Source organism: Myxococcus sp. CA051A, from assembly GCF_013336705.1.
Lineage (GTDB): Bacteria > Myxococcota > Myxococcia > Myxococcales > Myxococcaceae > Myxococcus > Myxococcus llanfairpwllgwyngyllgogerychwyrndrobwllllantysiliogogogochensis.
The window spans coordinates 437,278-464,167 of sequence record NZ_JABUMS010000007.1; the positions used below are offsets into that span (position 1 = coordinate 437,278).

General features: G+C 69.1%; 24 protein-coding genes. 4 read left to right on the forward strand and 20 right to left on the reverse strand.

What is annotated here, in order from left to right:
• Positions 1–46: 46 nt before the first annotated feature.
• From HUA74_RS22460 to HUA74_RS22470, 3 genes are all read right to left on the reverse strand, one after another.
• A complete protein-coding gene (locus tag HUA74_RS22460; protein ID WP_174456150.1) occupies positions 47–631 on the reverse strand; it encodes a type IV toxin-antitoxin system AbiEi family antitoxin domain-containing protein in 585 nt (194 codons plus the stop codon).
• A 105-nt stretch (positions 632–736) separates the two neighbouring features.
• Positions 737–1,147: a carboxypeptidase-like regulatory domain-containing protein gene (locus HUA74_RS22465; RefSeq protein ID WP_246137745.1), complete on the reverse strand. Its 411-nt coding sequence runs from the start codon at positions 1,145–1,147 to the stop codon at positions 737–739.
• A 154-nt stretch (positions 1,148–1,301) separates the two neighbouring features.
• A complete protein-coding gene (locus HUA74_RS22470) occupies positions 1,302–1,979 on the reverse strand; it encodes a hypothetical protein (protein ID WP_174456151.1) in 678 nt (225 codons plus the stop codon).
• Between the two features lie 227 nt (positions 1,980–2,206).
• On the opposite strand from HUA74_RS22470, the gene HUA74_RS22475 reads away from it, so the two are divergent.
• On the forward strand, positions 2,207–3,904 hold the full coding sequence (locus HUA74_RS22475; protein WP_174456152.1) for a DUF4091 domain-containing protein: 1,698 nt from the start codon (positions 2,207–2,209) through the stop codon (positions 3,902–3,904).
• Here HUA74_RS22475 and HUA74_RS22480 read toward each other — a convergent pair whose 3' ends face one another.
• Positions 3,905–6,094 carry a von Willebrand factor type A domain-containing protein gene (locus HUA74_RS22480; RefSeq protein WP_174456153.1) on the reverse strand — a complete coding sequence of 730 codons (2,190 nt, stop codon included), beginning with the start codon at positions 6,092–6,094 and terminating at the stop codon, positions 3,905–3,907.
• 212 nt (positions 6,095–6,306) lie between these two features.
• Here HUA74_RS22480 and HUA74_RS22485 point away from each other — a divergent pair, with 212 nt between their 5' ends.
• Entirely contained in the window at positions 6,307–7,719 is a 1,413-nt protein-coding gene (locus HUA74_RS22485) for a serine hydrolase (protein WP_174456154.1), read from the forward strand.
• Between the two features lie 15 nt (positions 7,720–7,734).
• On the opposite strand, the gene HUA74_RS22490 is transcribed toward HUA74_RS22485, so the two are convergent.
• The 12 genes from HUA74_RS22490 to glp form a co-directional block, all read right to left on the reverse strand.
• Positions 7,735–8,514: a carboxypeptidase-like regulatory domain-containing protein gene (locus HUA74_RS22490; protein ID WP_174456155.1), complete on the reverse strand. Its 780-nt coding sequence runs from the start codon at positions 8,512–8,514 to the stop codon at positions 7,735–7,737.
• Between the two features lie 102 nt (positions 8,515–8,616).
• Entirely contained in the window at positions 8,617–10,731 is a 2,115-nt protein-coding gene (locus tag HUA74_RS22495) for a von Willebrand factor type A domain-containing protein (RefSeq protein WP_174456156.1), read from the reverse strand.
• A 140-nt stretch (positions 10,732–10,871) separates the two neighbouring features.
• Positions 10,872–12,080, reverse strand: coding sequence for an exopolysaccharide biosynthesis GT2 family glycosyltransferase EpsU (epsU, locus tag HUA74_RS22500; protein WP_174456157.1), 1,209 nt, complete (start codon positions 12,078–12,080; stop codon positions 10,872–10,874).
• A gap of 22 nt (positions 12,081–12,102) precedes the next feature.
• Positions 12,103–13,620 (reverse strand): PCP family exopolysaccharide biosynthesis protein EpsV, encoded by a 1,518-nt coding sequence (gene epsV / locus HUA74_RS22505; RefSeq protein WP_217443545.1) that lies wholly within the window; start codon positions 13,618–13,620, stop codon positions 12,103–12,105.
• A 2-nt stretch (positions 13,621–13,622) separates the two neighbouring features.
• A complete protein-coding gene (gene epsW / locus HUA74_RS22510; RefSeq protein ID WP_141647184.1) occupies positions 13,623–14,027 on the reverse strand; it encodes an exopolysaccharide biosynthesis response regulator EpsW in 405 nt (134 codons plus the stop codon).
• Between the two features lie 29 nt (positions 14,028–14,056).
• Positions 14,057–14,233 carry a hypothetical protein gene (locus tag HUA74_RS22515; RefSeq protein WP_174456159.1) on the reverse strand — a complete coding sequence of 59 codons (177 nt, stop codon included), beginning with the start codon at positions 14,231–14,233 and terminating at the stop codon, positions 14,057–14,059.
• An 11-nt stretch (positions 14,234–14,244) separates the two neighbouring features.
• The gene (gene epsX, locus HUA74_RS22520; RefSeq protein ID WP_174456160.1) at positions 14,245–15,495 is read right to left on the reverse strand and encodes an exopolysaccharide export protein EpsX; all 1,251 of its coding nucleotides are present in this window, start codon (positions 15,493–15,495) and stop codon (positions 14,245–14,247) included.
• Between the two features lie 3 nt (positions 15,496–15,498).
• Positions 15,499–16,137, reverse strand: coding sequence for an exopolysaccharide export protein EpsY (epsY, locus tag HUA74_RS22525; RefSeq protein ID WP_174456161.1), 639 nt, complete (start codon positions 16,135–16,137; stop codon positions 15,499–15,501).
• A gap of 18 nt (positions 16,138–16,155) precedes the next feature.
• Positions 16,156–17,706: an exopolysaccharide biosynthesis flippase gene (gene wzx, locus HUA74_RS22530; protein WP_371817289.1), complete on the reverse strand. Its 1,551-nt coding sequence runs from the start codon at positions 17,704–17,706 to the stop codon at positions 16,156–16,158.
• A gap of 107 nt (positions 17,707–17,813) precedes the next feature.
• A complete protein-coding gene (gene epsZ, locus HUA74_RS22535; RefSeq protein ID WP_141647187.1) occupies positions 17,814–19,304 on the reverse strand; it encodes an exopolysaccharide biosynthesis polyisoprenyl-phosphate hexose-1-phosphate transferase EpsZ in 1,491 nt (496 codons plus the stop codon).
• Positions 19,305–19,619: 315 nt separating this feature from the next.
• A complete protein-coding gene (mobB, locus tag HUA74_RS22540) occupies positions 19,620–21,026 on the reverse strand; it encodes a molybdopterin-guanine dinucleotide biosynthesis protein B (RefSeq protein ID WP_174456162.1) in 1,407 nt (468 codons plus the stop codon).
• 67 nt (positions 21,027–21,093) lie between these two features.
• Positions 21,094–22,353, reverse strand: a complete 1,260-nt coding sequence (gene glp / locus HUA74_RS22545) for a gephyrin-like molybdotransferase Glp (protein WP_174456163.1) — start codon at positions 22,351–22,353, stop codon at positions 21,094–21,096.
• Between the two features lie 351 nt (positions 22,354–22,704).
• Between glp and HUA74_RS22550 the strand changes: the two genes are divergently transcribed.
• Entirely contained in the window at positions 22,705–23,331 is a 627-nt protein-coding gene (locus tag HUA74_RS22550) for a molybdenum cofactor guanylyltransferase (protein WP_174456164.1), read from the forward strand.
• Between the two features lie 59 nt (positions 23,332–23,390).
• On the opposite strand, the gene HUA74_RS22555 is transcribed toward HUA74_RS22550, so the two are convergent.
• The gene (locus HUA74_RS22555; RefSeq protein WP_174456165.1) at positions 23,391–24,557 is read right to left on the reverse strand and encodes a hypothetical protein; all 1,167 of its coding nucleotides are present in this window, start codon (positions 24,555–24,557) and stop codon (positions 23,391–23,393) included.
• Entirely contained in the window at positions 24,554–24,958 is a 405-nt protein-coding gene (locus tag HUA74_RS22560; RefSeq protein WP_174456166.1) for a hypothetical protein, read from the reverse strand. Before HUA74_RS22560 ends, HUA74_RS22555 begins: the two co-directional genes overlap by 4 nt.
• Positions 24,959–25,123: 165 nt before the next feature.
• Here HUA74_RS22560 and HUA74_RS22565 point away from each other — a divergent pair, with 165 nt between their 5' ends.
• The gene (locus HUA74_RS22565; RefSeq protein WP_174456167.1) at positions 25,124–25,429 is read left to right on the forward strand and encodes a DUF3817 domain-containing protein; all 306 of its coding nucleotides are present in this window, start codon (positions 25,124–25,126) and stop codon (positions 25,427–25,429) included.
• On the opposite strand, the gene HUA74_RS45780 is transcribed toward HUA74_RS22565, so the two are convergent.
• A complete protein-coding gene (locus HUA74_RS45780; RefSeq protein ID WP_254614011.1) occupies positions 25,420–25,893 on the reverse strand; it encodes a hypothetical protein in 474 nt (157 codons plus the stop codon). The genes HUA74_RS22565 and HUA74_RS45780 overlap by 10 nt on opposite strands.
• Positions 25,894–25,962: 69 nt before the next feature.
• Positions 25,963–26,769, reverse strand: a complete 807-nt coding sequence (locus HUA74_RS22575) for a hypothetical protein (protein WP_254625179.1) — start codon at positions 26,767–26,769, stop codon at positions 25,963–25,965.
• Positions 26,770–26,890: the final 121 nt, after the last annotated feature.

A 26,890-nucleotide genomic window follows, 5' to 3' on the forward strand; every position in this document is an offset into this window, starting at 1 on the left:
CCCGTGTTTCGAGGTCTTCTGCCGCCCGTCAGGTAGCGGCGAGTGCTCATCTCTTCCGGCGTCCTGTTGGTGGCGTAGCGGCCTGGATTCGCGCCACGTCGGACTTGCGGATGAGCCCCCGGGCAAGGGCCTGGGAGATGGCTTGATGCAGCAGCTCCGGTGAGAGCTGCGCGCTCGCGCAGTCCTGCAACGTGCGGAGCGGCGATGTGACGGGAATCGCGGCGGGCCGGGTGCGCTCGGCCTTGGAGATATCGGCGTGGTGGAGCACGACGCCTGGAGGGACGCGGAACCGGCGATGCTTCCAGTCCGCGGGCAAGGTCAGGTGGATGCGATTGGGCAGCACGTCGGAGAGCTGATGCAGGGACAGTGCCGTCTCGTGGGAGAAGACGCCCTGCTGCTCCGACCAGAGCCAGACGGTGACGAGCGCTTCATCCTGGGCGAGCGGGTAGTGCACCAGGCGGTACACCCCTCTCCGGACTCGGACGACCTTGCCGATGCGCACGTAGTGGACGAGGAGCTGGGGCGAATACCCCGCCTCCGCCGCCTGCTTCGTCGTGAACAGGCCCGCCTGCCCCAGCGCGAAGTCGAAGAGCCGATTCCAGTCCGGCGCCAGGGCGCGCTTGCGAGCCATGCACGAAACTAAAATGCCATTTGAGTTTCGTGCAAGGTCGGCCAGGAACCCGCACGAAACTAAAATGCCCTTTGAGTTTCGTGCGGAATGACCCGGGCCTCCGTGTCACTTCCGGGTCTGCTTCACGCTGACCGGGGCCGGCGGAGGCGGAGGCGGGAGCTCGAGCAGCTCCACCTTGACGCGCACGGTGCGGTTGGCGCGCAGCAGGATGTCCGAGCGGGAGTAGGTGTTGAAGTCGGGGTGCTCGAACCGCAGCGTGTACGTGCCCGCGGGCAGCATCGGCAGGCGGTAGCGGCCCTGCTCATCCGTCACCGCACCGCGCTCTCCCCTGAAGCTCGGCGAGGTCGCGATGACCGCCACGTCCGCGACGGGCTTGCGACTCTTCACGCCGATGATGGTGCCAATGAACACCCCGGGCGGAGGCGCGTGCTCGGGAGTCTCCGCCCGCGACAGCACTGGCACGGCGACCAGCAACACCAGCATGCACAGCGCATAGGGGGCGATGAGCTTCATCATGGAAACCTCGTTCAGACTCGCGAGTGAGGTGTCCATGTTCTCGACCTGGCCCGCGACAAGCCTCACGCCCGGCTCGTCGCTGCATCACGGTTTCAGCATGGCCGCCGGTGCCCACGCGGGTCCCACGCGCGCCCCGTGCCCGACGCGCTTCGCTTCAGCGCTTCGAGACGCTCGACACAGACGTCCGCGAGGACTGCTCCTCCAGGCTTTCGCGCAGGAGCTGCTCGGGAGTCCCCGGTGCCAGCTCCGCCAGGGACTGGAAGCCCCGCAGCGGACCTTGGAGTCCCATGCTCACGCGACGCTCGCCCTCGTCGGCCTCCGCGACGGGCGCGCCCTGGGCCTCCCGCGTTGCCCATGACCCGCGCAGGCTGATGAGGGGCGCGTTGCGCAGGCTCATTACCTCGGTGAACTCCGGGACGTCGGAGATCCGCTCCATCTCGTCCCCCATGCGGATGCGCACCTCCGAGCCCGTGACGGCGATGCGCCGGAGGAACTCCTGGTCCACCTGAACCCCCGTTGTCATGGAACCCACGTCGACGGTCGGCGCGACACTCCCCGGCTCCAACGTCTCGATGGGCCCGGTGGCTCGCGCCGCATCCAGGGCGACCACGGGACGGTTCGGGCGCCGCCTCACCGTGGACGTGCGGCTCGCTTCACCTGCCTCCAAGCGGGGCGCCTTCTCCTCCTCGCCCACGCACCCCGTCAGCGACTCGTCCGTGCCAGGTCCCGTGTTCCGAGTGACGGTGACGCGGACGTCCTCGGCTTGAGCCCAGGCGGCCGGGGCCACCCACCACATGAGTCCACACAACACCCCACGAAGGACGGACTTCATGCGGTCAACCTCGAAGCGTTGAGAGAACGCCATCATCCGGAAGCTCCTCGGGATGATCTCCCCGAGAGGCTCCTGACCTGGTCATGGTTTCGTCACGGAGGAGGACTCGGTGGGGTGGATCCACCCGGGGGCAGCCCGGCCCGACACCCGGGCGCAGCGTGTGAAAGCCGACCTTCCGTCCGGAGTGGATCCGCCGACGTGCCCTGGACTCACTAGCCTTCCGTCCCATGCGCTTGCTCATCCAGGGGTTCATCCTGTCGCTGGTGCTGTCCGGGGTCTCCGCCGCCCATCCCCGCCCCGGCCCCGTCTGGGCCGAGAGCGCCATGGTGAAGATACGGCCCCAGACGCAGCCTCGGGTCGAACGGGAGGTGGAGCTGGTCGGCGCCCGGAACGAATACCTCTCCTTTCAGGTGGGCCTGCACGGAGGCACCTCGGGCCTGCGGGACGTCCGGGCGCGGCTTCCCGCCCTCTGGAACGGCCTGCGGCGCATCGATGGAGCGGACATCCTCCTCTACCGCGAGGCCCTCCTGGACATCACCCGGCCCACCCCGCCGGACACGGAGCCAGGGCGCTGGCCGGACGGGCTGATTCCGGACGTGGACGAGGTCGTCGGTGAGCAGCGCTCGGCCTTCCCGTTCGACGTCCCCGCCCGGGAGGCTCGGGGTCTCTGGGTGGATGTGCGCGTGCCCGAGGATGCGCGCCCCGGGCGCTACCACGGCCTCGTCGAGGTGACGGGCCGGGGCTTGCGCGAGTACGTGAAGGTCCGAGTCACCGTGGTGGAGGCCACGCTGTCCAGCACGCCCTCCCTGCGCACGGCCTTCCTGCTGTGGCCGCCCCACGTCTGCCGCGCCTTCACCGGCGACCCGAGCTGTCCCGTGGACACGCAGGTGCGCCTGCTGAAGCAGTTCCACCAACTGGCGCTGTCCCACCGCTTCACCCTGGCGAGCGCGTTCCCCCGCCTCCCCGAGCAGCCCACCTGGGACCTGCCCGACTACGACACCTTCGACGCGCGCTGGGGCCCGTTCCTCGACGGCTCGGCGCCGAACCCGCTGCCTGGTGCGCGCATGACGAGCCTCCAGTACCTGGGGCCCGGCACCGCGCCGGACCTCGCGGAGTTCGAGCACGAGGCCCGCACCCGAGGCTGGCTGAGCCGCTCGTTCGACTACGTGGGCGACGAGCCGCCCTATGGCACGTCCTGGGAGGCCGTCACGGAGCGGGCTCGGCTCACGCGCGCCGCCGCGCCGGACCTGCGCACGTTCCTCACCACCACGGTGACGGAGACCCAGGCGCATGGACTCATCGAGGACATCGACATCCTCAGCGTCCTGGTGAACTTCATCGACGGGACGCAGCCCCCGTACGAGGGCAACCAGCGGCCGAAGTACGACGCCTTCCTCGCCAGGCCGAATCGAGAACTATGGCTGTATCAGAGTTGCATGAGCCACGGATGTGTGGAGGGCGAGCCGCCGCCACCGGAGAACCAGCCGGGGCAGGGCTGGCCCTCGTACATGGTGGACCGCTCGGCGGCGAAGGCGAGGGGCATGCAGTGGCTGACCTTCCGCATGGGCGCCACCGGTGAGCTGTACTACCAGACGGTGGGGCTGCTCTCCACGGCGTGGACCACGCAGTTCCGCTTCAACGGCAACGGGGACGGCACGCTCTTCTATCCGGGGCTGACATCGGTCATCGGAGGCACCACGGAGGTGCCGCTGCCCTCCATCCGGTTGAAGCTCATCCGCCAGGGCCTCCAGGATTACGAGTGGCTCCAGCGGGTGAGTGACGCGGGCGACCCTGGGTTCGCGATGCAGGTCGCCGAGCAGCTCATCCCCCACGCGTGGGCGGTGCCCGACGACGGGGCGCTGTTCGAACGCGCCCGCCTCAGGCTCATCCGACGCTACCTGGAGCTGCGCGCGCGAGAGCGCTAGTTAGAGCACCGAGGGCGCCTGGTCGTAGTCCATGCTCTTCAAGGGGGCGAGCGACTCGAAGCGGTCCTGCCGCTGGTCGAGCGCCGCCGCCTTGCGGATGAGGTCCCCCAGCTCGCTCACGTCCTGACGGTCCTTCAGGCCCACGCCCCGCCACAGCTCCAGCAGCGAGTCGTACGTCAGGGGCCGCGTCCAGTAGGAGCCCCGGAGCTTCTCCGCGAAGGCCGCCGCCACGTAGGCCAGACGCGTCGTCGACTCGGCGGTGGCGAAGGAGGGCCGCAGCGCGGTGACGGGCAGCTTCATCTCCAGCTCCTTCGAGTCCCCACCCTCCGGCGCCTTGTAGCGGATGCGCAGCGTGCCCAGGTTCGAGGCGCCCTCACGCAGCTTCACCTCGTAGAGCGCGGTGACTGAGTGGCCCGCGCCCACCTCGCCCGCGTCCACGCGGTCATCGCGAAACTGCTGCTTCGTCAGCATCCGGTTCTCGTAGCCGAGCAACCGGTACAGGGAGACGTCCTTCGGGTCGAACTCCACCTGGAGCTTCACGTCCTTGGCCACCACCTGCAGCGTCCCGGTGAGGTTCTGCACGAAGATGCGGTGCGCTTCCTTCAGGCCATCCACGTAGGCGTAGTTGCCCTCGCCCACGTGGGACAGCCGCTCCATCAGCGCGTCGTTGTAGTTGCCCATGCCGAAGCCCACGGTGGACAGGGTGATGCCCCGCGCGGCGAAGCCCTTCACCTTGGCCCAGATGCCATCCGCGTCGGAGACGCCGACGTTGGCCACGCCGTCCGAGCAAAGGATGACGCGGTTGATGCCTCCCGGGATGAGGTGCTCGGAGGCGATTTGATAGCCCAGCTCCAGCCCCTCCTGCGCGTTGGTGGAGCCCTCGCTGTAGAGCCCGTCGATGGCTTCGAGCAGGCGGGCCTGCTGGGTCGCGCTCGTGGGCGCCAGCACCCGGCGAGCCTGGGAGCCGTAGACGACGATGGACACGAAGTCCCGCTCATCCAGCTCCTCCACCAGCATCCGCAGCGCGTGCTTCACCAGCCCGAGCCGGTTCTCCATGTTCATCGAACCGGAGACGTCGATGACGAAGATGAGGTGGCTCGGCTTGCGCTGCGCGTCGCTCACCTCGCGCGCCTTCACACCGATGCGCACCACCTGGTAGCCCTTGCGCACGGGCGAGGGAAAGCCCTCCACGTGGACGCCGAACGGCGCGTCCTCCGCGTCCGCGTAGCCGTAGTCGAAGGTGTTGACGAACTCCTCCACGCGCACGGCCTGCTCGTCGGGCAGGGCCTGTCGCTCCAGGTACGCGCGAGTCAGCGTGTACGAGGCCGTGTCCGTGTCCACGGAGAAGGTGGAGAAGCGCTCCTCCTCCGTGTTCACCGTGGGGTTCACCCCGTGGCCCTTGAAGTACATGTCGAGGAACCGGGCGCCGTTCGGCGGGACGAGGGGCGCTCGCGGCGGGCTCGCTGGAGCGGGGAGGGCAACGGGCGTGGCCGCCGGAGGCGTGGGAGCGGAGGCGTGGCTGACGGACGTGCCCGGTGGCGGGCCGTTGACGCCGTAGGAGCGGCGGGACTCGACGAGGCCGGCGGGACCGATGCCGTAGCTGGTGTTGGGGATGTTGGGGGAGATGGGGCCGGGGTTCGCGACGGGGACTCCGTACTCCTCGTTGCTGCTTGTGCCCGCGAGGGACTCATGGGAGCGAGAGGGTCCACCCCGGGCTCCGGGCCGAGCGACGGCGACGCGCTTGATGAACTCCTGGTCCACGTTGACGCCCGCCGCCGTGCTTGCCACGTCGATGATTTGCCGTGTGCCGGGAGGTGCCGTCCTGACGACCTCGATGCCTTCGCCGCGAGAGTTATCGGGAAGCAGGCTGGCGTCGGCGCGCTGGATTCGCCCTGCCTGGACGCGGACCTGGTGCCGGATGCTGGGATAGAACTGCTTGCCCGCGAAGCGCAGGGTGTAGACGCCCGGTGGAAGCGTGGTCATCCGGTAGCTGCCCCAGGTGTCGGTCTTCGCCGACCAGGAGCCAGACTGCTGGAGCGAGGTCGCGGTCACCTCCACGTCGACGAGAGACTTGTGACTGCGTGAGTCGATGACCGTGCCGATGAGGGTGCCCGTGGCCTTCCGTGCCAGCGCGGGCAGGGCGAACAGCAGCAACAGACCACACAGCACACCGCGAATGACTGGCGTCATGACGTCCACCTCGGAGCTTGGAGAGGTGTCCATCGTCCGTGAGTCGCACCGCGTGAACCGCACGTGCGCCTCTTTGCTGAGTCATCGTTTCATCATGGGGCACTCCACATGCTTCTCACGCGGCAAGGACCTGTCCCGGTGTCGTCCTTCGTCTTCACGAGAGGAGGCCGGGGATGCTCTGGTGCGGCGTCCTCTTGGGGTCAGGAGCTTTCATGCGACGTGGTTCGCGGTCTTTCTCGGCGTTCGTCGTCGTCCTTGTCGGGCTGCTCGCGGCGGGGCCCGCGGCGGCACAGGGCTCGCTTCGTGAGCGCATCGACGCGTTCGTTCGCGCGGAGCAGAAGCGTCAGGGCGTGGTGGGGCTCGCGGTGGGCGTCGTGCAGCATGGGCGCGTCGTCCTGGCGAAGGGCTATGGCTCCGCCAACCTGGAGCACCGCGTCCCCGTGGGGACGGACACGCTGTTCCAGTCAGGCTCCGTGGGGAAGATGTTCACCACAATGGCGGTGATGGCCCAGGTGGAGGCCGGCCGGATTTCGCTGTCGGACTCCATCACGAAGTACTTCCCCGACGCTCCGGCCTCGTGGGCACCCATCACCGTGCGCCACCTGTTGAATCACACCTCCGGCATCCAGGACCTGGAGGGCCAGCTCGACGAGCGCAAGGACTACACGGACGAGGAGTTCGCCCGGTTCATCTACGCGCTGCCCCTGGATTTCCCCGCGGGCGTGCGGTGGAGCTACAGCAACTCCGGCTATGTCCTTTTGGGGCTCCTGGTGAATCGCGTCGCGGGGACGCCCTACGGCGAAGTCCTCGCCACGAAGGTCTTCAAGCCCGCGGGGATGAAGACGGCGCGCGGCATCAGCGAGGCAGACGTCATTCCCAACCGCTCCTCCGGCTATCGACTGGTGGGCAGCGAGGTGAAGCACCAGACCTGGGTCTCCCAGTCCCTCAACACCACGGGAGACGGGTCGCTCTACTTCTCGTTGAAGGACATGCTGGCGTGGGATGCCGCCGTGCAGCAGCGCTCCCTGCTGAGCGAGGAGAGCTGGCGCGAAATCCTGTCCCCCGCGCGGCTCAACAGCGGGGCCACCCAGCCGTATGGGTTTGGCTGGCAGCTCCTGGAGCGCAACGGCAATCCCCTGCATCAGCATGGCGGTGCATGGCAGGGTTTCCGCACCGTCTACTCCCGCTTCCTCGGGGACTCGCTGTCCATCATCGTGCTGGCCAACACGAATCGAGCCAGCCCCGCGAGATTCGTCGAGGGCATCGCCGCCATCGTCAACCCCGCGCTCGCCGTGCCGAAGCTTGGGCCCATCGAGGACGGTGAGCCCCAGGTCACCGCCCAGCTCACGGAGTTGCTCGAGGATGTCCGGATGGGGACCGTGGACCGCGCCCGCTTCGCGTATGCCCCGAAGTGGCTCGTCGACGAGGCGCTGCCGCACTTCCGCGAGCTGCTCGAGCGCCTGGGCGCCGCGGGGCCCCTGGTGCTGGCCCAGAGGGAGGTGGTGGGCGATGACCGCGTCTACACGTACCTGGTGCGCTTCGGCGCGGATACCCATGTCTACAGGGTGGCGCTCATCCCGGACGGCCGCGTGACGGTCCTCAGCGTGAGCGAGCGGCCGAACTGACGGGGTCCCAAGTGTTCACCGGAGCGAACGACTCGATGCGGTCCTGGCGCAGGTGGCCCGAGGCCGCTTCGTGGAGGAGGTCGCGCGGCTCGCTGACGTCCTCGGAGGTGCATGACGAAGGAGGCGCGTGCGGCTCGGTGGCGCGCCGCGCCGGGGGCTTCTGGGGACCTCGACGCTGGGGACGGGATGGAGCCGCAGCGTCATCGACATGCCGGGCATGGCGGGGGAGAAGTTGTACCGAGGGGGCGCGTGGCTGACGGGGGGCTCCTGCTTTAAGGGCTCGGGCCTGGCCTCGGCCTCGGGCCAGCACTTGGACGCGCGGGAGTTGTTGCCCTGGCCCCGCGCGACCGGCCGGGCGACGTCGGTGCACTTGACGAACTCCTCGCTCATGTTGACGCACGTGTTCCGTGCGCCCGCGTCGATGAGGGGTGGCTCGCCGATGACCTCCAACGGCTCATCGATGGGGATGAGCGGCAGCGCGATGTTGACGCGGCGGGTGCGGTTCGGTCGCAGTTGGACGTTGTCGCGCATGAAGGGTTGGTACGGCTCCTTCTGGAACACCAGGGTGTGCATGCCGGGCGAAAGCTCGAGGATTCGATAGGTGCCCTGGGCGTCGGTGAGCACGGCGATTTCGCCCAGGAACGTGGGCGACGTCACGGTGACGACCACGCCGGCCAGGGGCTCGAGGCTCCGTGCGTCGACGACCGTGCCGACCAAGGCGCTGCTCTGGGCCAGCGCCTGCGAGGCGAGGAGCCCCAGCAGGCCACACAGCATCCGAGGAATGACAGCGTTCACGAGAGCCCACCCCTGCGTTTCGAAAGGTGGCCATCATCCAGAACGCCCGTGCCTCGCACCGCACGCGAGGCTCCAGGCTCCATCATGGTTTCGGCACGTCCTTCATTCGAGCCCGACGTCCTGGGGCCCCGAGGGTTCGTGGTCGAAGTCCATCGACTTCACCGGAGCGAACGACTCGAAGAGGTCCTGACGCTGGTCCAGTGAGGCCGCCCTTTGGATGAGGCCGCCCAGTTCGCTCACGTCCTCTCGTGCCTTCAGGGGGGCGCCCAGGCCCTCCCACAGCTCCACCAGGGCGCCGTACGTGAGCGCGCGCGTCCAGTAGGAACCCCGCAGCTTCTCCGCCAGGGCCGCCGCCACATAAGCCAGTCGTGCGGTGGGTGCCGCCGCCCCATAGCTGGCCTGGAGCGCACCGCGAGCCAGCTTCGTCTCCAGTTCCTTCGAGTCCCCACCCTCCGGCGCCTTGTAGCGGATGCGCAGCGTGCCCAGGCTCGGCGCGGGTTTGTTCAGCTTCACCTCGTAGAGCGCGGTGACGGAGTGGCCCGCGCCCACCTCACCCGCGTCCACGCGGTCATCGCGGAACTGCTCCTTGGACAGCATCCGGTTCTCGTAGCCGAGCAGCCGGTAACGCGAGACGGCCTTCGGGTCGAACTCCACCTGGAGCTTCACGTCCTTGGCCACCACCTGGAGCGTCCCCGTGAGGTTCTTCACGAAGATGCGATGCGCTTCCTTCAGGCGGTCCACGTACGCGTAGTTGCCCTCGCCCACCTGGGCCAGCCGCTCCATAAGCACGTCGTTGTAAGTGCCCATGCCGAAGCCCACGGTGGACAGGGTGATGCCTTGCGCGGCGAAGTTCTTCACTCGCGCCCAGATACCGTCCGCGTCGGTGATGCCGTTGTTGGCCACTCCGTCCGAGCAGAGGATGACGCGGTTGATGCCCCCTTCGAGGAGGTGCTCGGAGGCGATTCGATAGCCGAGTTCCATGCCCGCCTGTGCGTTGGTGGAGCCCTCACTGTGCAGCCCGTCGATGGCGGTCAGCAGGCGCTCCTTGTCTTCCGCGCTCGTGGGAGGCAGCACCTGCCGGGCCTCGGAGCCGTAGACGACGATGGAGACCCGGTCTCGCGCGTCCAGCTCGTTCACCAGCAACAGCAGGGCCCGCTTCACCAGCCCGAGCCGCTGGTCTCCCTGCATCGAACCGGAGACATCGATGACGAAGACGAGGTGGCTCGGCTTGCGCTGCGCGTCGCTCACCTCGCGCGCCTTCACGCCGATACGCAACACCTGGTAGCCCTTGCGCGCGGGGGAGGGAAAGCCCTCCACGTGGACGTTGAAGGGGGCCTCGACGGGGGCCGGATAGGCATGGTCGAACGTGTTGACGAACTCCTCTACGCGCACGGCTCCCTCACTGGGGAGCACCGAGCGCTCCAGATATGCGCGCGCCAGGGTGTACGAGGCGGTGTCGGTGTCCACGGAGAAGGTGGAGAAGCGCTCGTCCTCCGTCTCCACCGTGGGGTTCACCCCGTACCCCTTGAAGTACATGTCGAAGTAGTGCGCGCGAGTCATCGGCTCGCCGCGCCGGAGTCTCCTGAGGGGCTGCCCCGACGGAAGGGGATGGAGCCGCAGCGTCATCGACATGCCGGGCATCGCGGGGGAGAGGTTGTACACAGGGGCCGCGCTCACGACGGTGAGCGCCTCCTCGATGGGCACGCCGTACTGGTCGCTCTCGGCACTCGGGGCCAGCTCGGCCAGGGATTCGAAGGACTGTGATGGGCCGCCCGAACCGGGAGCGGCGATGCGCCTGATGAACTGCTGGTCCACGTTGACGCCCGTGGGATAGCAGCCCTCGCAGATGGTCGGAGCGCCGCAAGTCTCCACCACCTCGCCGAGGGACTCGGGGAGCAGCTCGACGTTGACGCGGATGGTGCGGTTCAGCCGCAGTTGCACGTCGCTCCGCGCATAGAGCTTGTACTGCGCCTTCTCGTAGCGAAGGGTGTACACGCCGGGAGGGAGCTGGGGGATGCGGTATTCGCCCTGGGCGTCGGTGAGGACCGTCTGCTCGCCCTGGAGATTGGGCGACGCCGCGGTGATGACCACGTCGGGCATGGGCTGACGGCTCTGCGCATCGATGACCGTGCCGGTGATGGTGCTGCTCTGGGCCAGCACCTGCGAGGCAAACAGCGCCAGCAGTCCACACAGCATCCGAGGAATGACAGCGTTCACGAGGCCCACCCCTGCGTTTCGAGAGGTGGCCATCATCCAGAGGGCCCACGCCGCGCATCGCACGCGAGGCTCCAGGCTCCATCATGGTTTCCGCACGAAGCGGACGTCACGGGCCCCGGAGGGCCCGGCACATCAACGCATCAAGGGCGCTCGGCCTCGCGCGAGGTGCGCACCCACTCGCCGCGCTTCTCCGCGCCGGGGCCGCGCAACATCAGCCCCACCTTCCACACCACGTACACGGGCGCCCAGGCCAGGTCCAACAGGCCGCGAGGCCCCACGCCGGACACCCACCAACCGCGCAGCACGTACGCACCCAGGCTCATCAGCCCGAAGCCCGCCAGCGCCGACGCCCACACCGCCGTGCCACCCGACAGCCACACCAGCACCGACGCCGCCACCGCGCTGCCCACCGCCGCGAGCACCAACTGGCTCAAGGGCGGCACCAGCACGTCCATGGACAAGTCGAGCAGCAATCCACTGCGCTGTTTCAGCGCGTCCTTCAGGAGCGGCCAGCCGTGCAGCTTGCGCATCTGGCTGCGCCCACCCTCCCAGCGCTGACGCTGCGAGCGGCTCTGCTTCTCCGCGGAGACCATCTCCCCCTGCACCTCCGCCTCCCAGGCGTAGTGCACGCGGTGGCCCTTGCGGCCCAGGCGGATGCCGTACTCCAAATCCTCCACCACGCTGAAGGCGTCGTGCGGCACCTCGCGCAGCACCGCGTGCGTGAAGCACATGCCGTTGCCGCGCAGGCCGCAGGAGACACCCATCGCCTCGCGCCCCGACGAGCGCACCTTGTGGAACATGCCCAACGCAATCGTCATCAGCCGCGTGCGCCACGACGCCGTCGGGTTCATCACCCCGTAGTGCGCCTGCGCCGCGTGCGCGCCGTCCTCCAACCGCCGCGCGTACGCGTGCAGCAGGTTGGGGGACACCACCGTGTCCGCATCCACCACGACGACGGCGTCAGCGAAGCCGTCCTTCTGGCTGAACTCGAAGGCGTACGCGAGCGCATAGCCCTTGCCGCGCTTCTCCGTGTCGTGCCGCTCCAGCACCGTGGCGCCCGCCTCGCGCGCCTTCTCGGCCGTGGCGTCCGAGCAGTTGTCCGCCACGACGAGGATGCGCCGCAGCGACGCGGGGTAGTCCACCGCGGACAGGTTCGCCACCGTGCGGGCGATGCCCAGCTCCTCGTTGTGCGAGGGAATCACCACGTCGAACTTGCGCGTGGGCGCGGGAGGCACCGGCGCCGCGCGCCGCCACGACAGCAGCGTCAGAAGCAGCAGGTAGCCGCACGCCACCACCACCGGCAACAGCGCCACGCACAGCGCCAGGTCCACCCAGGTCCACACCGTCACGAGACTCTCCCCCGAGCGCGCGTCAGCGCCGCTCCAGCTCCGCCAGCACCGGGAGCTTCAGGATTCGCTCCACCTGCCACTTCTCCAGGATGCGCCGGCGGATGATGTCCAGCGCCACCGCCGCGAAGATGCCCATGGCGATGCCACCCACCACGCCCGCGGCGAGGATGAGCTGCACCTTCGGCTTGGACGGCTTCTCCGGAAACTGCGGCGGCGCCAGCACGCTGAAGCGGTGCTTCATCGACGCGCGCGAAATCTCCAACTCCGTCTTCGCCTGGTCCAGTCGCCGCATCTTCTCCTGATGCCGCATCACCAGCATGCGCACCCGGTCCGCCGCCACCGACACCTCCGGGTTGTCCGCCGTCGTCGGCCCGCCGAACGCCGCCGCGCCCAACAGCGGCCCCGTCGTCCCCTGCTCCAGCTCGCCCGGGTCTCCACCGTTGCGCATGTACTCGTTGATGAGCTCGTTGAGCTCCGAGCGCAGCGCCACCAACTGCGGCGAGTCCTCCGTCAGCGCGATGATGCGCTGCTCCAGGTCCGTGATGAGCGGGTGCTGCGGCGAGTAGATGACGCGCTGCTCGGCCAGTTGGTTGCGCAGCTCCGTCAGCCGCCGCGCGCGGAACTCCTCCACGTCGGAGATGGCCCGGCGCTTGGTCTGCACCATGAACCGCATCTGCGCGAGCAGGTGGTTGGTGTTGATGCCCAGCCCCGCCTGCGCCTGGGCCTGCGCGTTGCGGCCTCCGCGCGTCGCGGCCTTGGCCTCGTCGCGCTTGCGCTTCGCCTCCACGCGCTTCACGGTGGCGTCCAGCGCGGCGATGGCCTGTTTGATTCCCTCGCCCTCGTCAATCACCTGCTTGTCGAGGATGGTGATGGCCTCCGACACCGCGCCCATCTCCGCCGCCTGCCGCATCTCCAGGAAGTTCTTCTGCGCCGCTTCCACGATGTTGAGCGCGAGCTGCGGGTCGCTCCAGTCCACGCCGATGGTGACGGTGCCCGTGCCACCCTCCACCATGACGAGCATGGCCTGCTCCAGCATGGCGGTGAGCGCGTCGCGCTTGTCGTCGTCCGACATGGGCGGCGGCGGCTTGCGCAGCAGCACCTCCTTCAGCCGGCTCATGGGCGAGCGCTGCAACTCCCAGTACTCCACCAGCTTCGCGTCCCGGACGATGGCCTTGATGTTGTCCGTCTTCATCACCATCTCCCACGCCGCGCGCGTGGGCTGGTCCGCGTCCACCGGAATGGAGCGGCCCGGGTTCGCCAGCGAGGCGATGATGAAGTTGCGTTGCGTCAGCATCCGCGTTTCGACGTGGTACTTGCGCGGCATGATTTTGCTGACGCCCGCCGCCAGCCCCGACACCGCGACCATCACCAGCAGCGCCAGGAACCAGTGCCGCAGCACCGCGTTCTTCACGTAGAAGACCGCGTCAATCGCGAAGCCCCAGTCGATGAGGTCCGACGGCGCGTTCGTCTCCGCCCGCTCCGGTGTGTACAGCGGAGCGGGGGCGGGAGCCCGCGGACCCCGTGGGCCGGGGGCCGGCATCGTCACGACGTCCTCCTCGCCGCGGCGCTCTTCAGGAGCTGGCCCACCCGACGGGAGAACTCATCCTGCGTGAAGGGCTTGCCCAGGTAGCCGTTGGCTCCCGCCTCCTCGGCGTGGGCCTTGTCCTCCGGCAAGTCGCGCGCGCTCACCACCAGCACCGGCACGTCCGCCATGCCCACGGTGCGGCGGATGTGCTCGCACAAGTCGTAGCCGGAGATATCCGGCAGCGTCAGGTCCAGACACACGAGGTCCGGACGCGCCGCTCCCGCCAGGTGCTTGAGCGCGGCCTGGCCATTGGGCAGCTCCACCACGTCCTTGAATCCCATGGCACGCAGGTAGTCGCCCAGCATCTTCCGAAAGAAGGGCGCGTCCTCCACCAGGAGAACCGTGTGCATTTGGGGCTCCATCCGTCGTCAGCCTTTCTTCTCAGTCGCGCTCAGTGGAAGCCGAGCCGTGGCACCCAGACGATGACGCCGTAGGTGTATGCCGCGTTGAAGAGGATCACCCACAGGATGGCCTTCTTCAGTCCCCTCATCGGATTCTCATCCCTCGCCGCCATGGCGGGGAGGGTGATGGTGAGGATGAGGACGGACATCAGGATGAGCTTCGCCATGGGCCTTGAACTCAGAGGATACCAGTTTGACGAAGCGACAGGCCCAACGCCGCCGCCCACTGGAAGCGGGCCGCCGGCAACTCGGGCGAGCGGCTCCACGTCCCTCGAGTGTCGGCATCCACCGACATCCAACTGTTGAGAATCCAGGATGCCGTCACCCCGCCGGACACCAGCCGGTCGCCTGTCGCGCCGCCCACCGCGAAGGCGGTGCCGCCCGTGGTGGCCACGCGCACGCGAGGCCCCAGCGCCCACGTCCCTGTCACGGTGAGGTCCGCTCGAGGGTAGACGCGCGCCGTCAGCCGGTCCGTGAAGGGAGACACTCGCAGCCCCAACCTTCCATCGAAGTCCGCGGTGCGGGAGGGAATCCGGTGGCCCACCGCGAGGGTGAGGTTGGGCAACAGCTCCGTGCGGGGCCCTGCGTCCGCGCCTTCCTCGCCGGGGTCCGGGTCGACTCCCGGCGCGGTGAGGGAGCGGACGATGCTGGCCCCGGCGCCGGCCTCGACGGAAGTCCTTCGCGTCATCCGCCGCGTCCAGCTCTCCGTCAGCGTCACGACGGTGTTGTTGGCGCCGGTGGAGAATCTCGCGTGCGTGACGGCGGCGGACGTCGTCAGCGCGCTGAGCGAGGACAGCGCGTGGCTCAGCGACGTGTCCAGGCGCGGGCCGTACTGGAGGGGGACGGCTTCCCGGGCCGGGCCGTCCAGGCCGCCGCTGACGGAGAAGCCGGTGGTGGCGGACAACTGCCAGCGCCGTCCCAGCCAGCTCGTCTCGCCGGTGAGCGAGGTGGCGGACGACACGAAGTGGACGGTGTCCGTCTCCGGAAGCGGCTGGAGCGGACCGCCGCCCACGGGCGGGCGCAGCGGGCCGTCCGGGTCTATCGGGTCCGGGTCGAAGTCCGGCAGCGCGTCCGTGATGAGCAGGTTGACGCTGCCCACCACCAGCTCCTCGCTCAGCCGGAAGGACAGGCCGCGCTCGGGACGCCAGAGGGCGGCGAAGCGGCCCACGTGCTGCACTTCGGTGCGCGCCTGGGCGGTGACTTCGCGCAGGCTGATGCGCGGGGCGTAGTCCAGTTGGAGGGTGGTGTTCCCCTCGCGCCGCTCCAGGCCCAATATCGGCGTGAAGTCGGTGTCACCGGCGACGGAGGGCGCGTCCTCGGCGGGGTCCTCGTTGGAGCGCACGCGCGAGTCCACCCGCACCGACGCGGTGTAGGTGATGGCGGTGGAGGAGACCTCCAGCCACATCGCGGTGAGCGCCGCCCCCAGCACCGCTCACTCCACCACCACCACGTCACCAGGGCGCAGGCGGAACGTCGGCGCGCGCCCCTCGGCGTGGATGAGGTCCTGGTAGCGGAAGCGGATGCGCAGCGGGCCCTGCCCGTCCTCGTGACGCATGACGAAGATGCGGTCCTGGTGCGCGTACTCGGTGAAGCCGCCCGCGCCGGCCAGGGCCTGCAGGAGGCTTGCGCCCACGTCGATTTCCAGCGGGCCAATGCGGTTGACCTCGCCCACCATGGTCACCTTGATGGGGCGCGCCATCTCCAGCGCCACGGTGACGACGGGGTGGTTGATGTAGTCCTTCAGCCGCGTCTGGATTTGCTGCGACAGCATGGCGGGGCTGTGGCCCGCGGCCTCCACGTCGTCCAGGAACAGCAGGCTGATGCGCCCGTCGTCGCGCACGCGCGCCTGCGTGGTGAGCGACTCCTGGTTCCACACGCGGATGTTGAGCAAGTCGCCCGCGGCGATGCGGTAGCTGGCGTCGGGCGGGGGCGGCTTCTCCTGGTACTCGTCCACCCAGGTGTACTTGCCCAGCCCGCTGCACGCGGAGGCCACGACGAGCAGCACGGCGCACGCGAGGACGCGCGGCGGGAGGTGGAGCGCGGGGCGATGGGTGCGGGGCGAGGACGACATGGGCTCTGACGGTTTCCTCTAGGGAGTGGGGGCGACGGCGATGACGGCCGGCTCCGGTTCAGGGGTGCCACGGCGGCGCGCGAGCTTCACCACGGCCAGGACTTCACCCGGCTTCACCGCGCCGAGCGCCAGGACTCCGAAGACATACAGCGTGGCCTCCACGCCCAGCCGGGGCCAGTCCTCCAGGGAGAGGAGCACCGTCCTGTCCAGCGCGACGATGGCCACGCAGACCACCGCCGTCTTGGCCACCCTGACGAGCAGCCGGCGGTCCACCGCGGAGCGGCCCATGCGGCCCAGCATGATGATGGTGATGACCACCTCCATCAGCAGGAGGGAAATCGCGGTGCCCGCCGCGCCGCCGCCGTCGCCGTAGGCCGCGTGCATGCGCGGCACCAGCATCAGGTTGAGCAGCGGGTTGAGCAGCAGGCTTCCGAAGATGCTGGTGCCCGTCACCCACCACTCGCGGTTCGTCATGGTGAGCCAGGCGCCGCACGTCATCGTCACGAAGGCGAGGACGAACAGGGGCGACTGGAGCCGCAACAGATTGACGGCCAGCGAGTAGTCCTTGCCGAGCAGCCCAATCCACAGGGGCGCGCCCATGACGATGAGCATCATCATGGGGACGGTGACGGCGAGCGTGCCCTCCAGCGCGCGGCGGGCGATGGCGCTGACCTCTTCTTCCGAGCGCGCGGCGGCGCGGGACATCAGCGGCAGGAGCACCCAGCCCATGACGGGGTTGAGGGCGAAGGTGACGTTGGAGATGCTCCACGCGGCGCTGTACCAGCCGACCTCCTCGTGGTTGCCGAGCATCCCCAGAATCATGATGTCCAGCCGACCATTCGTCGCGAGCGCCGCGGCGGTGAGGAAGTAGGGCAGGCCCGCCTTGAACACCCGCCACGTGGCGGGGAAGTCCACGCGGAACACCAGCCCCATGTGCTGGCGCGCCAGGTGCCAGCCCACCGCCAGCTTGATGGCCTCCGACGCGACGACGGGCACCGCGAGCCACGGCAGGGGCAGGCCCATGACGCCGACCGCGAACAGGCCGCCGCCCCACACCAGCTTGGTGACGACGTTGGAGATGGAGAGTCCGGCGACCTTGCCCTTGGCATGCAGCAGCGCCGCCATGGACGCGTTGCACATGACGAGTAGCTGCGCGGCGCCGAAGACGTAGACGAGCGCGCGCATCTCCGGCGGGTCGTCCCGGTAGTTCATGACGAGCGCGAGCGCGCCCATCAACACGCCCGTGAGCACCAGCCGCACCAGCATGGAGGCGCCGAAGAAGTCGCTGGCGTGTTCGGGCCGGCGCGACACCTCCTTGCGGATGTACATCTCCAGGCCGAGATTGGTCGCGATGAAGAAGATGGCGGAGAAGCTGTCCGCCCAGTTGAAGCGCCCGAAGGCCTCCGGGGACAGGTAGTGCGTCAGCAGGGGACGGATGCCGAAGGCGATGGCATACGTCACCAGCAGCGAGCCGCCGAGCTGCAGGCCGTTGCGCACCGCGCCCATCGCCTCATGGGAGCGTTCACGCTCCTGGGCGTCATGCTGAGAGGATTCGCTGTGGGTCGTCACGGTGGGAGCGGGCGCTCCGGCAATTGGCCGGCCAGCCCGTGTGCATAGAAGACGAGCGGGAGCGGCGCGTCAATGCCGCCCCCGAGGAAGTCAGGCCGCCTGGAAGCCTAGCTGGCCCCGCGCCCCGTAATCACGACGGGCACCGTCTGGAGCAGCAGGCGCAGGTCGCTCGTGAGGGTCCAGTGGTCGATGTACTGCATGTCCAGGTACATCCACTCCTCGAACGAAATCTGGTTGCGGCCGGAGACCTGCCAGATGCAGGTGAGGCCCGGGCGCACCGACAACCGGCGGCGCTGCCACGTCTCGTATTTGGCCACCTCGTTGGGCACGGGCGGACGCGGGCCGACGATGCTCATCTCGCCGCGCAGCACGTTGATGAACTGGGGCAGCTCGTCGATGGAGAACTTGCGGATGAAGCGACCGATGCCGGTGATGCGCGGGTCGTTCTTCATCTTGAAGACAGGGCCGGTCTGCTCGTTCTGCGCGGCCAGCTTCTCCTTCAGCTCCTCCGCGTTCACCACCATGGAGCGGAACTTGAGCATGTAGAACGGCTTGCCGTTCTGCCCGACGCGGTACTGCTTGAAGAAGATGGGGCCCTTCGACGTGAGCTTCACCACGAGCGCCACGAAGCCGAGCAGCGGCAGCAGCATCCACAGCGCGACGGCGGACACGCAGATGTCGAACAGGCGCTTCATCGCCATCTGGTGCGGCTTGGGGCTCACCGCCGCGAAATGCAGGAAGCCATCCGCCACCGCGCGGCTGTCCACCGGACGCGCGCGGTCCAGGCGGAAGCTGTGCGCGGGCAGCGCGAAGGGGACGCCGAAGCGCTCGGCCAGCTTGATGGACGCCTGCATCGCCTCGCCCTGCTTGAGCGTGTTGCCGGCGATGTAGACCTCGTCCACGGCGGTGTTGCGCAGGATGTGCTCCAGGTCATCCACCGTGCCCAGCACCTTGGCGGGCAATTCACCGATGGAGCCCGTGTCGTCGTGGAAGCGCACGTAGCCAATGAGCTGCCGACGGCCGCGGCGAGCCAGGTCCTCGCCGGAGTAGCGGCCCATGGCGCCCGTGCCGACAATGACCACCGTGTCCGTGGGGCGCTCCTGGGAGGCCACCGAACGGAAGACGAACAGCCGCAAGAGCAACGCCACGGGCCAGAAGAGGATGAGCAGCGGGGCAAGGCCGGGGACCTTCATCGTCTCCGGCAGCGCCAGGTGCACCACGGCCAGCACCGTGACGACGGCCAGCGTCGTCACCGACACGAGGGCCACGTGGTCCAGCTTGCTGCGCTCCGCGAAGCGCGAGTCGTACAGACACAGCGCGGTGCCGGTGATGATCCACACGATGAGGGACGCGATGACCAGCGCGGGCAACAGCCAGCCGGGCTGGGCCCACAGCAGACCGTCCAGCCACGCCGAGGCCGTCAGCACCGCCGACATCAAGACCAGGTCTACGGTGAGGTTCAGCTTCGCCGCGAAGCCGGGCGCCAGCTTGGGCCCGGGAACCAGCTCTTCCGCCGCGCCCCCCACATTGCCCTGAGCGGATGCCGACCCAGGAGCACCGACCGCCGCACCAGTACTTGCGCTGCTCATCGTGTCCACCCCCCTCTACCCGCCCACTGAGTGTTCAGTTCCGGTAGAGGATGCCGTTGAGGCTGAAAATCTTCAAGTCGGAAAGAACTGCTTTTTGCCATGCTTGTGCGGCGCGTTGCAACCCCCCGCACTGTGAGTAAGACGTGACATGGTGTGAAATCTTTGGATCATCCGACTCTCGTCGCATCTCAGGGGGTCCCAGCGAACACCGGGAGTCGCCCCTTCGCTTCCCCGCGCGAAGGTGACGTCCCCCAACACATTGCATCTACGGTGCCGGTCTGACGCGAACGGTACGGAGCGCGTGGGTGGGATGGATGCATGGGGTCAGGGTCCAGGAGTTTCGCGAGGTTGCGCGGATTCCAGCCGTTCCGGGTGGGTGTGGACGTTGAAGCGCCCGTTCCGGACGAACGTCGCCAGCGTCACGTGGGAACGCAGCGCCAGGTCGATGGCCAACGTGCTGGCCGCGGAAACACCCGCAATGACTGGGATTCTGGCCATGACTGCTTTTTGGACGATTTCAAAGCTGACGCGTCCGCTGACGGCGAGCAGCACGGGCTGACGCGTCAGGGCGACGGGCGGCGTGGAGACTGCGCGCGGTGCCCTGGCCAGGACGAGGGCGCCCACGACCTTGTCGACGGCGTTGTGGCGGCCCACATCCTCGAAGGACGCCAGCAATTGGCCGTCGGCATCGAGCGCGGCGGCGGCGTGGACTCCCCCGGTCCGGGCGAAGTTGCGCTGCACGTCGCGCAGGCGCTCAGTGGCGCGGGCCACGACTTCTGGGGAAAGCCGGGGGCCGGGCGGGAGCGGGGTGCAGCGGGACAGCAGGTCCTCCACGCTGCGCCGGCCACAGACGCCACATGCGGAGGTGGTGAGGGTGCCCCGGCGGGTGGCCTTCAGTGGATCAGGGTCAATGACAACACCTGGGGCGGGAGTGACCTCGAGCACATTGCCCCAGCCATCCTCGCCCGGCCGGCCGCAGTGGGAGAGGGTGCCCAGGTCGTCCGCGCTTCGGATGAGGCCCTCGGCCAGCAGGAAGCCCACGGCCAGCTCCCGGTCATGTCCGGGTGTCCGCATGGTGGTGGCCAGGGCCTCGCCGTTGACGCGCAGCTCGAGCGGCTCCTCGACGGCGATGGTGTCGTCCTCGGCGGGGAGGAGGGTGGCGCCGTTCCAGCGTCGCACCGGACGGGAGGCCACGCCCCGCGCATCCTGGGGCGGCAGTGGCGCGCGTCGGGGCGGGCGCAGGTGTTCGAGGATGGCGTCCGCGATGGCGCGCGTGTCGAGCGGTGACAGCAGCCGCGCGGTGGAGGGGCTCGACACGAGCGCGTCCGTGACGAGGGCGAAGACCTCCGGACGGGAGGAGGCGAGGAGCGGGCCCAATCCCTCGCGCCACACCTCCAGCTTGGGGAGCGGACCGTTCTTCCAGCCTTCCACCAGCGCGAGGTCCAGGGTGCCCGCGAGGCGGATGAGCAGCTCCGGAAGGGCCTCCGTGGGGGCGGTGCCGGTGGTGAGCTGCACGCCCTGGGGTGTGGCGAAGCCGGTGAGGCAGGCGCCGGCCTCCCGGAAGCGGGCGGTGTCGCTGCCCCCCCGGTGGAGCGGGTGGGTGTCCGAGGAGTGCTTCACGGCGGCGACGCGCAGTCCTCGCGAGACGAGCTCCGGGAGCAGCCGCGTGAGGAGCGTCGTCTTCCCGGCGCCGGACCAGCCGACGATGCTGAGGGCGGGCACGCGGCTCATGGCTTCAGGTCCGCGGCGTGGTGGGGGCGGTCGAATGGCTCGACGGCGTTGAGAGCGGGCACATGGCTCACGGCGCGGTGTCCGGGGCTGAGTCCGCCGGGTGGTGGTGGGGGCGGTCGAACAGCTCCACCTCGACGAGGTCGTTCTCGTTGAAGTCGGCGCGGCCCGGAGGCAGGACGGCCCAGCCGTCTGCTTGAACGTTCTGGAGAATCTGCCCGGCGCCCTGGGGGCGCAGCCAGGCGCGAAGACCCTCGTCGCCGTGCTCCAGCGTGGCGGTGATGAGGTAGGTGAGGCCGGCCTGCTTGTGACGGGGCTCGGACAGGCGCGCGCGGACGCGGCGGCGCGTTTCGAGCACGCCCTGATGCTTGAGCAGCAGCGGCCTCGCGAGCTGGTCGAAGGCGACGGTGGCCGCGCCCGGGTTGCCCGGCAGGACGACGATGGCGGTGTCCCCCAGGCGCGCGACGGCCACGGGCTTGCCTGGCTTCAGGGCCACGCCGTCGACGAAGAAATGCGCGCCCAGCGCTGTGAGCACGCGCTTCACGTGGTCCTTGTCTCCCACCGACGCGCCGCCCGTGGTGATGAGCACGTCGACTCGCGGCGCGAGCTCGGTCAGGGCCTCGCGCAGGGCGTCCTCGTCATCGCAGGCCCGGGACATGTGGAGCACGTGGGCGCCCGCTTCGCGCGCGAGCGCCGCGACCAGGACCAGGTTGCTCTCGTAGACCTGATGCGCGAGCGCGGGCTCACCGGGGCGCACGAGCTCGTCACCCGTGGCGAGCACGGCCACCCGTGGCGCCGGACGCACGCGGACGGTGGTCTCGCCCTGGGACGCGAGCACGCCGAGCACGGAGGCATTCACACACTGGCCCGCGCGGAACAGCGGCGCGCCCGCGCGGACCTCCTCGCCCGTGCGGCGGATGTCATGGCCGGGGGGCACGGTGATGAAGAGGTCCACGGTGAGGCCATCGTCCGAGGCGCGCGCGGCTTCCTGTCGCACGACGGCATCGGCCCCGGAGGGGATGGGCGCGCCGGTGAAGATGCGCGCGGCCTCGCCGGGCTGGAGTGCGCGAGCGGGCAGGGCGCCCGCGTAGACGGTGTCGATGACGCGCAGCCTCGTGGGGCTGTCACGGTTGGCGCCGCGAGTCTCCTCCGCGCGCACGGCCCAGCCATCCATGGCGGAGTTGTCGCAGCCGGGCAGCGAGCGCGAGGCTCGGACGTCCGTGGCCAGGAAGCGGCCGTGGGCATCGAGCAGGGGCACGGGCTCGGGAGCCGCGGGAGCAATGGCTTCGAGCGCGGCCTGCCGGGCGGCGGAGAGGGACGTGAGCGGCATCGGGGACGCGCAGACTACGCCGCGGGCCCTGTCCGTTGTCCACGGGGCCGCGGGCCGTCTGTTCGCCTGCTGTCCTTCGCGGTGGGCCCGGGCATGGCGCCGCGCGGGATGCACCGCTTCGACATGGAGCTTCGATGCACGGCCGTGGTGCTCGGAGGCAGCGCGTGGACTCGCCGCGTCACTCCGCGGGTGACCTCGAATCGAGGGGGCGTGCTCACCTCTCCGAGCGAGGTGTGGCATTCTGAGGGGAGGGCTCTCGTGCGTGCTTCGCTGCACTCGGGATGGAACGTGTGACGTCGCGCGTGGCCGGGGGCAAGTGCCGACGTTCCAGGGGAGAGCGAGACACGAGCCATGGACCCCAACAGCGGCAGTCTCGGCAACACGTATCCGGACGTGACGCTGGCCATCATCGCGGGAGGCCAGGGACGACGACTGTCCGGTGTGCCCAAGGGCCTGCTGGAGGTGGAGGGCCGCACGGTGCTGGCGCGACTGCTCGCGCTGGCGCCCCGCTTCGGTGAGGTGCTCCTCGTCGCCAATTCACCGGAGCCCTACGCCCGTTATGCGCTGCGCACCGTCGCGGATGTGGTGCCGGACAAGGGCGCGCCCGGCGGCGTCCACGCGGCACTCTCCGCGGCTCGGACGCCCTGGGTGGTGGCGGTCGCATGTGACATGCCCTTCATCTCGCCCGATGTCCTGCGCGTGTTGCTCGACGCGCGCGGTGACGACGTGGACGCGGTGTGCTTCGACGCGGGCGGACGCGTGGAGCCCCTGCTGGCCGTGTACCGCGCGGCGCTCGCGCGGGTCTGGCGCGCGACGTTGTCCGAAGACCCGTCGCTGCGTCAGCTCCTCTCCCGCTTCCGCGCGCGACTGCTGCCCGAGTCCGCGCTGCGCGCCGTGGACCCGTCGCTGCGCGCGCTGGTGAACGTGAACACCCCTCAGGACCTCACGCGGTACGCGGTGACGCTGCCTGGCGAGTAGTCCTCACTTCGAGACACGCGCCATGAATGCGTGCCATCGCCTCGCACCGCCCGGCGCCGTCAGGAGCGAGGCGTTGGGACGGGCTGGAGGAGGGTGGGCAGCTCCGCCAGGTCGAGTACGAGGCTGGGGCGAATCTGGCCGACGGCATCGGACATGTCCTCGCCCTGGCCCTGTACGCCCAGGCCCACGGTGAAGCGGTCGCCCACCATGACGCGGGTGGTGGCCACGACGCTGGCGCGTTTCGTGTCCGTGTTTCCCAGTTTCAACAGTGACTGGGTGGCTTCGAGCTTGAGCTGGAAGCGCTGCGAGGCGACGCCGAAGGACAGGCCGACGTCGACCCATTTGTCCATGGAGAGCTCCGGGCGCGGACGTTCCTGGAGTACTCGCATTTGAATCGCGACCTCGAGGTTGGAGTCCGCGCTGCTCAACAGCTCCAGCGTGGCCGCGCCGAAGCCGCGCTGGATGGCGACGCCGTCTCCGTCATGCGACTTGAGGCCGGGTGTCACCCAGCGTCCGCCGACGGAGAAGAAGAGGGCGCTGGAGGCCTGGCGTGTCTCGCGGGTGCAGGCGGGGAGGCCCTGGCGAATCTTCGCGATGCCCGCCTGGCGCGCGGCCTCCATGGCGAGGCGGTAGTCGGCGAGGGCCTTCTCGAAGTCGGCGGGATTCACATGGTCGCCGGGCAGGGGCTTGTCGGGGAACTCGTAGAGGCTCGGGTCCGCGAGGACGCGGGTGATGCAGGTGTTGTAGGTGGAGCCGTAGATGCTGCGCTCGCCGAGGACGTCCACGGACATGCCGGCCATCACGGTGGCGAAGCGGCCCTTCTCCGGGACGGCGTCCTGGAAGGGTGTGTCCTGGCCCACGCCGAGGGTGATGGCGGTGTCCTGGAGCAGGCGGGTGAGGACGGAGGCGTTCCGCGCGGCGACGGCCTCCGAGTAGAGCCGTTCGAAGCCGTCGGTGAGCAGGTAGGGGTTGAGCTGGAGCGCGAAGGACGCCTGGGTGCCGTCGAGCACCGCGCCCACGCCGCGCAGGCTGGCCACGAGGGCGGAGGGGTTGGAGGGGTGGACGACTTCTCCGGCGGTGGCGATGTCCAGGCCGGCGGCGGTCTCCGAGCCGCCTCGAAGGATGCTGGGGAAGTCGAGCTCCACGGTGCCCGCGTCCGGCGTGCCACCATCCTGGGCGTTCGCGACGGAGGCGCAGAGGAGGAGCAGCGCGAGGAGCGCCCTCATTCCACCACCGTCCAGGTGAGGGTGATGAAGTCGGCCACCGCGCCCTGCTGGAGGGAGAAGTCGTCCCAGAGGGCTTCCTTCTGGCCCTTCTCGAAGACGAGCGTCGCGCGCTGGAGGAACCGTGCGCCCGCGCCCGTCGGGTCCGCGACGGAGAACACGGCGCGCACCCAGCCCTGGGCGGCGGTGGGGAGGAAGTCGTCGGGCAGGGGGATGGTGCCCTCGCCGGTGAAGACGTCCGAGTGGAGCTGGCGGCGCTCCTGGCCCTGCATCTTCCCGCTGATGACCAGTCGCATGGCGACGGTGTTGAGGACACCCGAGGGCCGCTCCAGCACCAGCTTCACGCCCTTCCGGTCCGCGCGTGGCACCTGGATGATGGACTCCAGCTTGTCGTTGCCTGACATGGTGTTCCCCCTCGACGGGTGATGGCGGGCTTTGCCGGCCTCACCCGGTTCATTCTAGTGGGAGGGGTGACGTGGAAAGAAGCCAGGCGGGCGGGCGACCGGGTGCGTCACCCTGACGCATGGACGGGAGGGTCGGAGGGTGGGAGACAGGAGGGGGAGAGCGCCATGTTGAAGACCCCTCTTGGACGGTTCCGCGCGGTGGCCTTGTTGGAAGGCCTGTCGTTCGTGTGCCTGTTGTTCATCGCGATGCCGCTGAAGTACGCGGCGGACATGCCGTTGGCGGTGCGCTTCACGGGCATGGCGCACGGGCTGTTGTTCGTGCTGTACCTCTTCGCGTTGATGGAGGCGGCCATCGCGCTGCGCTGGTCCTTCGTGCGCGTGGCGGTGGCGTTCGGCGCGTCGCTGGTGCCCTTCGGCAACTTCCTGCTCGACGCGAAGCTGCGCAAGGAGAACGCCCCTGTTCAGGGGTGATACGGGGCGCGCTCGAGGAACCGCCCATCCGGTGCGATGGCGTAGACCTCGAACCAATCGAACTCGAGCGTGACGCCGGGGCCGAAGCCAGGGCACCTGTCCACGCGTCGCTCGACTTGAACGAAGTAGATACCGGCCTCGAAGCCGACGCGCAGCTCCAGGGAGCGGGGCGAGAACGCACACTGCTGGGTGTGCTGCTTCGGAAAGCGCTTCATGGCCTCTTGCAGCGCGGTGTGCGCGGCGAGCACGGCGGGGCCATCCAACGTGGCCAGCGGGCGAATCTCCTCTGGCCATTGAATGGGGCGTTCGCCCGTTGCAGTCGGAGAGAGCCCCGCATCCCTCGTCGTCGTGGGCTGAGGTCTCACGACTCCCGCATCCGGGCTCCCCGCGTCGGGCGTGGGCGGAGCAGCGCCGCCATCCGTCAGCAGGGACACCAGCAGGAGCAGGGGATTCAGTCTCAGCATGTGGCACCTGATGAACGTGCGGGACGGCGGGACGTGGCGCGAGGGTTCATGGGCGTGGCGTCGAGCAGCCTATGGGGACATCGCGGAAGAGCAATCAGGAGGAGTGCCGTGAGGCCTGATGGCGCTGGAGGGGCGAGGGCGACAGGTGGCCTGGAAGCTCCATTTCTTCCGGGCGGAGTCCCAGAGAAAGACCTCACCCGCCGGGTTCCATTTGTAGAACCGAGGCGCGCTTCGATGGCCCGTGGCGAGCCATCCCCAGGTCGAAACGGGTTGCCCTCGCGCATCTCGGGCCAGTCTGCCGCTCGGCGTGGTCGCATACGCCATCATCACCCAGAGTCCCTCGCCCGACTTCGCCAGGGGCCAGACGACGAGGTCCTTGGCGCTGACCTCCGCTCCGCAGGGATGGTTGTGGGCATAGCCGAAGATGGGCAGGTCCCTTCCGAAGTCCACGTCATCCACGCCGCCAAACGGAGGTCGGCACGCACTCGCTGATGTTCCCCCATCGCGAATGGGCCAGGACACACGCCAGTCGTCTGGCGTGCGGTAGATGGCGACGCAGTACTCGGTCGCATCGGGACGGGGACGCCCCGTCCGGGCGTCGCAGGCGTCCATGGAACTGGGAAGCGCCATCAAGGCCTGGAGGGTGGGCAGGACCAGGTCATCCGGAACGGCCGCCGACGTGTCGAGCACGGTGGGCACCTCGGGCCAGGGTCCCGGCGCCACCGCCAGGAAGGTGTCACCGTCCAGCGAAGGCAACTCCGAATGCAGGTAGTAGCGTCGTGTGCCCGCGCAGGCGATGACGAGTGGCAGACCGAGCCAGGCAATCCACCGCGGCGCGAGGCGCCGGAGCCGTGCGGGAATGCGCGAGAGCGTCATTTCACCCAACGTAGTGCATTGGTCGCATTCCCAGGAACGGGACGCGCCAGGGTGTGGATGACCTCCAGGAGTTCGCGCGCGCGAGGAAGCTGTGCGAGCATTCCGCGCGCTTTTTCGCGGT

Excerpts from the sequence above, each read along its gene's own strand:
- epsY (WP_174456161.1), bottom strand. The coding sequence starts at position 16,137 with ATGTCGTCCTCGCCCCGCACCCATCGCCCCGCGCTCCACCTCCCGCCG.
- HUA74_RS22485 (WP_174456154.1), top strand. The coding sequence starts at position 6,307 with ATGCGACGTGGTTCGCGGTCTTTCTCGGCGTTCGTCGTCGTCCTTGTC.
- HUA74_RS22480 (WP_174456153.1), bottom strand. The coding sequence starts at position 6,094 with ATGACGCCAGTCATTCGCGGTGTGCTGTGTGGTCTGTTGCTGCTGTTC.
- epsV (WP_217443545.1), bottom strand. The coding sequence starts at position 13,620 with ATGCCGGCCCCCGGCCCACGGGGTCCGCGGGCTCCCGCCCCCGCTCCG.
- HUA74_RS22515 (WP_174456159.1), bottom strand. The coding sequence starts at position 14,233 with ATGGCGAAGCTCATCCTGATGTCCGTCCTCATCCTCACCATCACCCTC.
- HUA74_RS22475 (WP_174456152.1), top strand. The coding sequence starts at position 2,207 with ATGCGCTTGCTCATCCAGGGGTTCATCCTGTCGCTGGTGCTGTCCGGG.
- HUA74_RS22575 (WP_254625179.1), bottom strand. The coding sequence starts at position 26,769 with ATGACGCTCTCGCGCATTCCCGCACGGCTCCGGCGCCTCGCGCCGCGG.
- HUA74_RS22460 (WP_174456150.1), bottom strand. The coding sequence starts at position 631 with ATGGCTCGCAAGCGCGCCCTGGCGCCGGACTGGAATCGGCTCTTCGAC.
- HUA74_RS22465 (WP_246137745.1), bottom strand. The coding sequence starts at position 1,147 with ATGATGAAGCTCATCGCCCCCTATGCGCTGTGCATGCTGGTGTTGCTG.
- HUA74_RS22550 (WP_174456164.1), top strand. The coding sequence starts at position 22,705 with ATGGACCCCAACAGCGGCAGTCTCGGCAACACGTATCCGGACGTGACG.
- HUA74_RS22565 (WP_174456167.1), top strand. The coding sequence starts at position 25,124 with ATGTTGAAGACCCCTCTTGGACGGTTCCGCGCGGTGGCCTTGTTGGAA.
- HUA74_RS45780 (WP_254614011.1), bottom strand. The coding sequence starts at position 25,893 with ATGCTGAGACTGAATCCCCTGCTCCTGCTGGTGTCCCTGCTGACGGAT.
- HUA74_RS22470 (WP_174456151.1), bottom strand. The coding sequence starts at position 1,979 with ATGAAGTCCGTCCTTCGTGGGGTGTTGTGTGGACTCATGTGGTGGGTG.
- epsW (WP_141647184.1), bottom strand. The coding sequence starts at position 14,027 with ATGGAGCCCCAAATGCACACGGTTCTCCTGGTGGAGGACGCGCCCTTC.
- glp (WP_174456163.1), bottom strand. The coding sequence starts at position 22,353 with ATGCCGCTCACGTCCCTCTCCGCCGCCCGGCAGGCCGCGCTCGAAGCC.
- HUA74_RS22560 (WP_174456166.1), bottom strand. The coding sequence starts at position 24,958 with ATGTCAGGCAACGACAAGCTGGAGTCCATCATCCAGGTGCCACGCGCG.
- HUA74_RS22555 (WP_174456165.1), bottom strand. The coding sequence starts at position 24,557 with ATGAGGGCGCTCCTCGCGCTGCTCCTCCTCTGCGCCTCCGTCGCGAAC.
- mobB (WP_174456162.1), bottom strand. The coding sequence starts at position 21,026 with ATGAGCCGCGTGCCCGCCCTCAGCATCGTCGGCTGGTCCGGCGCCGGG.